General features: G+C 71.8%; 7 protein-coding genes and 1 pseudogene. 4 read left to right on the plus strand and 4 right to left on the minus strand.

Annotated features, from left to right (window positions below):
* Window positions 1–2,595 (plus strand): annotated as a pseudogene (locus J0695_RS20975) (ATP-binding protein); the annotation flags it as partial.
* On the opposite strand, the gene J0695_RS20980 reads toward J0695_RS20975, so the two are convergent.
* Both J0695_RS20980 and J0695_RS20985 read right to left on the minus strand, forming a co-directional pair.
* Window positions 2,567–3,409 carry an alpha/beta fold hydrolase gene (locus J0695_RS20980; RefSeq protein WP_206963661.1) on the minus strand — a complete coding sequence of 281 codons (843 nt, stop codon included), beginning with the start codon at window positions 3,407–3,409 and terminating at the stop codon, window positions 2,567–2,569. The pseudogene J0695_RS20975 and the gene J0695_RS20980 sit on opposite strands and share 29 nt — an antisense overlap.
* A 53-nt stretch (window positions 3,410–3,462) precedes the next feature.
* Entirely contained in the window at window positions 3,463–4,125 is a 663-nt protein-coding gene (locus J0695_RS20985; RefSeq protein ID WP_206963662.1) for a helix-turn-helix domain-containing protein, read from the minus strand.
* An 87-nt stretch (window positions 4,126–4,212) separates the two neighbouring features.
* Between J0695_RS20985 and J0695_RS20990 the strand changes: the two genes are divergently transcribed.
* Window positions 4,213–5,118, plus strand: a complete 906-nt coding sequence (locus tag J0695_RS20990) for an aldo/keto reductase (protein ID WP_206963663.1) — start codon at window positions 4,213–4,215, stop codon at window positions 5,116–5,118.
* Window position 5,119: 1 nt separating this feature from the next.
* Here the strand turns inward: J0695_RS20990 and J0695_RS20995 are convergent, their stop codons facing one another.
* Both J0695_RS20995 and J0695_RS21000 read right to left on the minus strand, forming a co-directional pair.
* A complete protein-coding gene (locus J0695_RS20995) occupies window positions 5,120–5,797 on the minus strand; it encodes a GAP family protein (RefSeq protein WP_206963664.1) in 678 nt (225 codons plus the stop codon).
* Window positions 5,790–7,121 carry a DUF1254 domain-containing protein gene (locus tag J0695_RS21000; protein ID WP_206963665.1) on the minus strand — a complete coding sequence of 444 codons (1,332 nt, stop codon included), beginning with the start codon at window positions 7,119–7,121 and terminating at the stop codon, window positions 5,790–5,792. The genes J0695_RS20995 and J0695_RS21000 overlap by 8 nt, the downstream gene beginning before the upstream one ends.
* 173 nt (window positions 7,122–7,294) lie before the next feature.
* On the opposite strand from J0695_RS21000, the gene J0695_RS21005 reads away from it, so the two are divergent.
* Together J0695_RS21005 and J0695_RS21010 are read left to right on the plus strand one after the other, a co-directional pair.
* On the plus strand, window positions 7,295–7,660 hold the full coding sequence (locus J0695_RS21005) for a DUF6153 family protein (protein WP_307798708.1): 366 nt from the start codon (window positions 7,295–7,297) through the stop codon (window positions 7,658–7,660).
* Between the two features lie 65 nt (window positions 7,661–7,725).
* Window positions 7,726–8,319 (plus strand): DUF305 domain-containing protein, encoded by a 594-nt coding sequence (locus J0695_RS21010; RefSeq protein ID WP_206963666.1) that lies wholly within the window; start codon window positions 7,726–7,728, stop codon window positions 8,317–8,319.
* The last annotated feature ends 34 nt before the right edge of the window (window positions 8,320–8,353 follow it).

The raw sequence follows: 8,353 nt of genomic DNA on the forward strand, positions 1-8,353 counted from the left end.
GGCTGTGGCGTGGGCCCGCCTTTGCGGAATTCGCGGACGAGGACTTCGTACGGGGGGCCGTGCGGCGTCTGGTCGAGGAGCGGCTAGCGGCGGTGGAGGAGCGGGCATCGGCGCGGCTGGAGGTCGGCGAATTCGCGGCCGTCGCAGGGGAGTTGGCCGAGGTGGTGGCGCTGCATCCGCTGCGGGAGCGGTTGCGGGGTGTGCAGATACGGGCGCTGTATCTGGCGGGGCGGCAGAGTGAGGCGCTGGCTTCGTACGGGGAGGTGCGGGGGCGGCTGGCGGATGAGCTGGGGGTCGATCCAGGGGCGGAGCTTGTTGCTCTGTACGAGGGGATTCTGCGGCAGGATCCGGGACTTGATGTGCAACGCGCTGTGCGGCAACAGACCACGCCGCGCGCGCAAAAAGATGCGGCCGGGGCCGGGTCGCTTGTTGTTGACGCGCAGCTTGCCGCGCCGCTCACCTCCCTCGTCGGGCGTGATCGGGTCCTCGACTCCGTCGGTCAACTGATCGGCGGCTCGCGGCTCGTCACCCTCACCGGGCCCGGTGGCGTCGGTAAGACCCGCGNNCGACAACTGCGAGCACGTCGTCGAGCAGGCCGCCGCCCTCGCCGCCCTCCTCCTGCGGACCGCGCCGGGGCTGCGCATTCTCGCCACCAGTCAGGAGCCGCTCGGGCTCGCGGGCGAGGCCGTGTTCCTGATCGAGCCGCTGCCCGTGGACGATGCGGTACGGCTCTTCACCGAGCGCGCCGCCGCCTCCGCCCCCGGCTTCTCCCTCGGTGGCGGCAACGACCTCGCCGTGGCGGAGATCGTGCGCCGCCTCGACGGCATCCCGCTCGCCCTGGAGCTCGCCGCGACCCGCGTACGCGCCCTGGGCGTAAAGGAGTTGGCGGCGCGACTCGGCGACCGGTTCCGCATCCTCACCTCCGGGCAGCGCGGCGCGCCCGCCCGCCAGCAGACCCTGCGCGCGATGATCGACTGGAGCTGGGAGCTGCTCGGCGCACCCGAGCGCATCGTGCTGCGCCGTCTCGCCGTGCACCGCGACGGCTGCTCCCTGCGCGCCGCCGAAGAGGTGTGCGCGGGCGACGGGGTGGAGCGCGACGAAGTGCTCGGCCTGGTGAGCCGGCTGGTCGAGCGATCCCTCGTCGTCATGACCGAGGGGCCGGAAGGCCCCCGCTACCGGCTCCTCGAATCCGTGGCCGCCTATGCGACGGACCGCCTGGAGGAGATGGAGGACCTCGACGGCGTACGGGAGCGGCACCTGCGCCACTATCTACAGCTCGCCGAACAGGCGTCGCCTCAACTCCACTGCCCCGCACAGGAGTTGTGGATGCAGCGCCTCGACATCGAGGCCGCCAACCTGCGCGCCGCGCTGGAGGAGACGGTACGGCGGTCCGCCGCCGACGAGGCCGTACGTCTCGCCACCGCACTCCCCTGGTGGTGGCTGCTGCGCGGCCGCCTCAACGAAGGCCGCCGCGCCCTGTCCGCGACGCTCGCCCTCGCCCCGCCGGGGTCCGCACCGCACGTGCTGCACCACGCGTTCGTGCTGCTGACCGGCGGCAACCCCGCCGATGCCGAGGTACGGACCGAAGACGGCCGCGCCACCTGGCTGCACGCGTACGCCCTCTTCAACGCCAATGAACTCGTCGCGGGCGAACAGCTCAACACCCGCGCCCTCACCCTCTTCACCGCCACCGACGACCGCTGGGGCGCCGCGGCCGCCCTCGGCCTGCGGGCGTCACTCGCGCTGGCCCGTGGCAGCCTCGGCACCGTCGAGGACTACGGGCTGCGCAGCACCGCGCTCTTCCGCGAACTGGGCGACCGCTGGGGCGAGTTGCAGACCGTGAACCCGCTCGCCTCCCTCGCCGAGATCAAGGGCGATTACGCCGCCGCCGAGCAACGCCAGCAGGAAGGCCTCCGCATCGCCCGCGAGCTCGGCCTGCAGCGGGAGATCGCCGCCCGCCTGTCCGGCCTCGGACGCCTCGCGCTGCTCGCCCAGGACTGGGAACGCGCCCGCGAACTGCACGAAGAAGCGCGCCAGTTGGCTGTCGAGCAGGGCTACGCCTCCGACATACTCCACTCCCTGATGGGCCTCGCCCTCGGCGCCCGCCGCTCCGGCGACCTCGACGCGGCCGATGCCCACCTCCGGCACATCCGCGACGACCACGTCTCCACCCTCATGGGCGAACACCTCCTCCACACGGAGTTCGGCTTCACCGCCGAACTGCGCGGGGACGCCGGCCGATCCGCCGCGCACCACCTCACCGCTCTGGCGACCGCCCGCTCCCTCGGGGACCCGCGCGCCCTGGCCCACTCCTTCGAGGGCCTGGCGGGAGCCGCGTCACTCACCGGCGATGCCGGCCGTGCGGCCCGGCTGCTCGGCGCGGCGGACGAGGCCCGCCGCAGTGTCGATGCCCCGCTGCCTCCGGCCGAACGAGGAGACGTCGACCGGATTTCGGCGCGCGCCGAGACCGCCCTGGGCCGGCCGGCCTTCGACGAAGCGTTCCTGCACGGCGCGGACCTGGGCCCCGAGGCGGCGTCGCGGCTGGCCCAGGAGGCACCGGCCGCACCTACACGGGCGCCGGATTCTCCGCGATGAAGCGCCGCAGCTCCGCCGTCAGGGCCTCGGGGTTGTCCAGCTGCACGAGCGTCGCGGCCCCCGGGATCTCCACGTACCGCCCCTGCGGCAGCAGTTCGGCGAGCCGGCGCCCGGTCGCGGGCGGCATCATCCGGTCCTCGGCGCCCCAGGCGACCAGGGCGGGCCGGTCGAAGGTCCTGAGGCGTTCGGCGGCCCTGAGGTAGACGTCCTTCTTACCGTCGCGCACGAACTTGCGCAGATCGCGGCGGATGTCGGCGCTGGTGTGCAGCGGCCGGTACCAGCGGCGGATCTGTTCCTGCGGGATCGGTCGTACGGCCATCCCGCCGAGCGAGGTCTTCATCCGCACCAGGAAGGGCACCTTGAAGGACTGCAGCAGCAGGAAGAGCCCGGCGGGGACGGCACTCGCCGCGTACAGGGCCTTGCCCTGGAAGCCCGGCGGGTAGTTCTCCAGGGCCTCGCAGGAGGTGAGGACGAGGCGGGCGACGCGCTTGTCGTCGACGCCGACCAGGAGTTGGGCCGTGCCCGCGTCGTTCTGGACGAGCGTGACGGCGTGCAGGTCGAGGCGTTCGAGGAACTCCCCCAGGAGCGCCGCGACCCCCTCGGCGGACAGGTCGGCGTCCGCGTTCATCGGGATGCGGTGGCCGCCGATCGGGAGTACGGGGACGATCACCCGGAAATCCGGGGCCAGTTGCTCCGACACAGCCGTCCAGACCGTCTCGTCGAAGCCGAGCCCGGGGACGAGGACGACCACCTCACCCGGACCACCGGTGTCGGTGAACTCCACGCTTCCTGCTGAGAGTTGTACCTGCCGCATGGCGCTTCCTCTCACTGGACGGACCGACCTGGTGAGAGCGTAACCGGCCCCTGTCAGCCGCCGACGCCCAGATCGCGGGCCCGTACACCCGCCTGGAAACGCGACGTGGCGTCCAGCGTCTCCATCAGCTCGGCGACCCTGCGGCGGTAGGTGCGCAGCGACATGCCGAGATGGCGGGACGCCGTCTCGTCGGTGTGGCCCGCGCCGAGCGTGCGCAGGATGCGGCGGGACTCCTCGGTGAGGTCGGGGCGGGGCCTGCCGGAGAAGGCGGCCAGTCCGTCGGCGGTCTCCCAGGTGGCGGCGATCAGCGAGCGGATGCTCGCCACGACCTCCGGGGTCCTCACCACGGTGTACGTACGGACGCCGCTCTCCGGCGCCCCGGCCAGGATCGCGGTCCGCCCGTCGAGGACGATCGCCTCGTGGGTGAGGGGTGCGGCGGCGATCCGTACCTCAGGGCCCGTGGCCGCGATCTTCAGCAGGCGCCGTACGGACTCGGCGTCGGCCACCGCCCGCGGGGTGTAGAGCTTGCGCATCACCATGCCGGGGGCCATGTGCGGGCGCTTGCCGCGCGCGAAGGCCGCGTTCACCCCGGGCGAGAAGGTCCACGGGTCCGTGGCGGCAACCAGGAACTCCTGCCGTGCCCCGGCGATCAGATCCCCTGCCCGGGCCACGAGCTCCTGGTCGCCCCGCAGGGTCACGATCCGGTCGGTACTCATCGTCCGGGCCATCTTGCCGTCCGCCGCCGCGTGGCAGCAAGGTGCCAGTTCCGCGCAGGCGGGGCGGCGCGCGCGCAGGATCTCCCCATGACGACGATCGAAGACAACCGTGCCCGTGGACCGCATGCCGACGACGCCGGACGCCGGGCGCTCGGTGAGGACCTCTCCGTGGCCCGTACGGGATTCGGGGCGATGCGGCTGCCCATGCGGGACTTCGGGATCCCCGGGGTCGACCCGCGGCAGGCGGTCTCCGTACTGCGGCGGGCCGTGGAGCTCGGCGTGGACCACATCGACACGGCCGCCTTCTACTTCCACCAGGACGTCACGGCCAACGCGCTGATCCGCACCGCCCTCCACCCGTACCGGGACGGCCTGGTCATCGCCACCAAGGTCGGCCCCGGGCGCAGTCGCCCCGACGGGGAGTGGCTGTCGCCCGCAGGGCCGGCAGAGCTGAAGACCGCCGTGCACGACAATCTGCGCGAGCTCGGCCTGGACCACTTCGACCTGGTCTATCTGCGGTTCCAGCCGCATGACGACGGGGACCTCGCCGAGCGCTTCGGCGCGCTGGCCGAGCTGCGGGACGAGGGGCTGATCCGGAACCTGGGGGTCAGCAACGCCACGGCCGTGCAGCTGGCGGAGGCGCAGCGGATCGCGCCGGTGGCCGCCGTGCAGAACCGGTTCAGCGTGGGGAGCCGTACCGACCGTGCCGTGCTGGAGGCGTGCACCGAGCAGTCCATCGCCTTCGTCCCGTACTACCCGCTGGTCGGCAAGGGCGGCGACGAGGCCGTGGCCGACGGCGCGGTGCTCGAGGAGATCGCGCGGCGGTACGAGGTGAGCCCGGCCCAGGTGAAACTGGCCTGGCTCCTCTCCCTCTCCCCCGCCGTACTGATCATCCCCGGCACGTCGTCGCCGGCCCATCTGGAGGAGAACGTGGCGGCGGGCTCGCTCAAGTTGGACCCGGCGGACCTGGCAGCCCTGGACGCGATCAGCTGAGTCAGGCGGTCAGGCCGCTGATCGCGTCGCCGACGTATTTGAAGCCGAGGATCACCAGGACGGTCGTCATGATCGCCGCGTTGTGCCGGGACATCCACGCCTTCCACCCGGCCAGCACCTCGGTCGCCTTCGCACCGCCGAAGAGAAAGACGGCCAGGGGCAGCGTCGCGCACAGGGACGCGATGACGACCATCAGGACGGCGGCGACCGTCTTGCCGCCGCCGTCCGCCGTACTGGAGGCGATGGAGACCGCGCCGCCGACCGCGAGAACGAGGTTCTTGGGGTTGGCGACGGCCAGCGCGGCGGCCATCCCCGCCGACTTTCCCGGGGTGAACTTGTCGATCGCCGCCATCCAGCCCGGCGTCTTGGCGTCCTGCCCCTCGCGCGGGCGCTCCCGCCACTGCTTGGCGCCCATCAGGAGGAAGAGGACGCCCAGCGCCAGCTTCAGCCAGAGCGTCCAGGTGGCGGGCCCTTCGTCGCCTGACGCGTCCGCACCCGATCCGGCCAGCACCACGACCGTCACCAGGACGGCCAGCGAGAGGGTCCAGCCGAGGGCGAAGGCGATGCCGTTGGAGCGGCCGCGCGGGGTGGCGAGCATGAGGATCACGGCGATCAGCGGGAGCGGGCTGATCGCGATGCCGACCGCGGAGGTCAGCATCTGGCCGATGGCATCACCCACGGCCGGCTCCTGCCATGAGTGCCGGGAGGGTCCAGCTGCCGTCGAGGACGGAGGGGTCGGGGCCGTAGACGCGGATGATGATGGTGAAGGGGCCGTCCGGCGCGGGCAGCCAATTGGCGGCCTGCTTCGGATCCTTGGGCTGCTGGTTCTGTACGTACAGCGTCAGGCCGCCGTCTTCGTCGTAGATGACGCCAGGGGTCCGGTCGCCGATCGAGTACCGGTCGATGGGGTTGTCCACGAAGAGCCTCTGCGGCAGCCCGTAGAGCGAGGCCGACCAGAAGAAGCGGGCGGGCGGCACCTGGCCGGCGGGGAAGTGCACGGTGTAGTCGCGCTGCGAGGCGTCCGCAGGGCTGTTGCCCTGGTCGTCCTTGAGCCAGCCGCCGTACCAGGCCTCCTCGGACGGCAGTCCGTACAGGCCCTTGTCGACCCCGACGGCGCGGGTCAGATACGCGTCGCCGTGCTGCTCCCGGGTGCCGAAGAGGTTCGTGGAGACGCCCGCGCCCTTCTTGGCCGTCTCCAGCCGCGCCTGTGCGTCCGCGATGCCCTGCTCGACAGCGGCGCGGATCTCCGGTTTCAGGGCGGCCGGTTCGAACTCCCCGCTGCCGGTCACGCCGAGTGCGGCGAGCCGGTCGCGCAGCTCGCGCTCGGTGTCCAGTACGGGAAAGAACTGGAGCAGGAAGTCGAGGTACGTGAAGAACTCGACGCCTCCCAGGGCCTCTTCGCGCCAGACCGGCCACGCGGGCTCGTCCGGCGGGTGCGGTGCCGCCCGGTCGAGGAACGCGGAGAGCGGGCGGAGTTTGTACTGCTCCTGGATGGCCCGGAGCGCGGGGACGTCGTCGGGTCCCGCCAGATACGTACGGCCGAGGACGCCCACCAGGAAGGTGTCGGCCCTGAGCACCCCGGCGAGACCGCCGGGGACCTCGCCGCGCCAGCCGGGTCCTGCGAGGAGGTAGTGGCCTGCCTCCTGGCCCGTGGTGCGGGCGCCGATGTAGCCGACGTAGGAGGTGTCCAGGTCGTGGAAGGGGAGGACGTAGTAGCGGTCGACGGCCGGGACGGTGACCACCCAGGGCTCGGCGCGCAGGTCAAACCAGGCCCAGGAGTAGGGGGTGTCGTTGTTCGGCGTGACGACGTCGGTGTTGGCCGGGGTGAAGGGCTCCGCGTAGTGCCGGAAGCGCCCGAAGCCCCCTACGGAGCGGGGGTCTTCGGGGTCGACGGCCTGCGGGTACATCGTGCGGTAGTTCTCCAGGAGCGGGTAACCCCAGATCCATCCGTCCGCTGCGGTCCTGCGGGCTTCCTCCGCTGTGGGCGGCGTGAACTGCGCCATTCCTGAACCTCCCGCTTTGCTGCGCCAAATGGCTTTTGCGACTCCTCCGGAGTGTAAGTTGCATCGGTTTGGGTCGCCCGCGCAGCAGTTGGGGCGGAGGCCCACCGGTGGCGCGCAGGAGGGGATGCCATACCCTCAGGGGGTAAGCGGATTCCCTGGGCGGAGGTACGGCTGTGGGCGCGAGGCGGTGGGTGCGGCTGCTGCTCGTCGTGGTGCTCGCCGTCGGCGTCTTCGTGATGCACACGGTGGGGCATCCGGCGGAGGCCTCACCCTCACACATGTCCGCCACCACCCACATGGCTTCTGCCGGGGCGCCGGCGCACGATGCCGCCGTACAGCTGCCTCCGCACACCATGGACATGGCCTCGCTGTGCGTCGCCGTGCTCGGCTTCTGGGCCTTCGCGGCGCTGTTGTACGCGGCGCTCGCGCGGCAACCGGAGTGGGCTGCCAGGGTTCCGGCGGGCGTGCTCGCCGTGGTGCGGGGCGAGCCGCCGCCGCGTACCCCTGATCTCACCGAGCTGTCAGTACTGCGGATATAGGCCGACGGGCGACCTCTCCCCATCGGTCTTTCTCTCCACGTACAACGACACGAGGTGTGTTCGGCATGACCAAGTGCAGGAAGTACAGCAAGCGCATCGCATTCGCCGCGACCGTTGCGGCCGGGGGTCTGCTGCTCGCGGGCTGCGGCGGCAGCGACAGCAAGCCGAAGGCGGCAGCGGCGACTGCCGCTGCGGCGGACTTCAACGATGCGGACGTGATGTTCGCGCAGATGATGATCCCCCACCACCAGCAGGCGCTGGAGATGGCGGAGCTCGCCGACGGGCGGGCGTCCGATCCTGAGATCACGTCCATGGCCGGGGCGATCGAGAAGGCCCAGGACCCGGAGATCAGGACGATGACGTCCTGGCTGAAGGGGTGGGGCAAGCCGGTCTCGGCTTCGGGGATGGACCACGGCATGAGCGGCATGAGCGGCATGATGTCCGCGCAGGACATGACGCGGCTGAAGGCGGCCAAGGGCACGGCCTTCGACCGGAAGTTCGCGGAGCTGATGATCGGCCACCACGAGGGGGCGGTCGCGATGGCGCGGACCGAGCAGAAGGACGGGCGTGACGCGGGGGCGGTGGCGATGGCCGGGGATGTGGTGACGGCGCAGTCGGCGGAGGTAGCGCGGCTCCGGACGATCCTCAACCGGCTGTAGGGCGACTCGGGGCGGGGCGGGGGTTTCCTCCCCC

Source organism: Streptomyces beijiangensis (genome assembly GCF_017315755.1).
GTDB lineage: Bacteria > Actinomycetota > Actinomycetes > Streptomycetales > Streptomycetaceae > Streptomyces > Streptomyces beijiangensis.

What these genes read in the sequence shown, in the direction of transcription:
- J0695_RS20980 (WP_206963661.1), bottom strand. Translation starts at nt 3,409, where the DNA reads ATGCGGCAGGTACAACTCTCAGCAGGAAGCGTGGAGTTCACCGACACC.
- J0695_RS20990 (WP_206963663.1), top strand. Translation starts at nt 4,213, where the DNA reads ATGACGACGATCGAAGACAACCGTGCCCGTGGACCGCATGCCGACGAC.
- J0695_RS20985 (WP_206963662.1), bottom strand. Translation starts at nt 4,125, where the DNA reads ATGAGTACCGACCGGATCGTGACCCTGCGGGGCGACCAGGAGCTCGTG.
- J0695_RS21010 (WP_206963666.1), top strand. Translation starts at nt 7,726, where the DNA reads ATGACCAAGTGCAGGAAGTACAGCAAGCGCATCGCATTCGCCGCGACC.
- J0695_RS21000 (WP_206963665.1), bottom strand. Translation starts at nt 7,121, where the DNA reads ATGGCGCAGTTCACGCCGCCCACAGCGGAGGAAGCCCGCAGGACCGCA.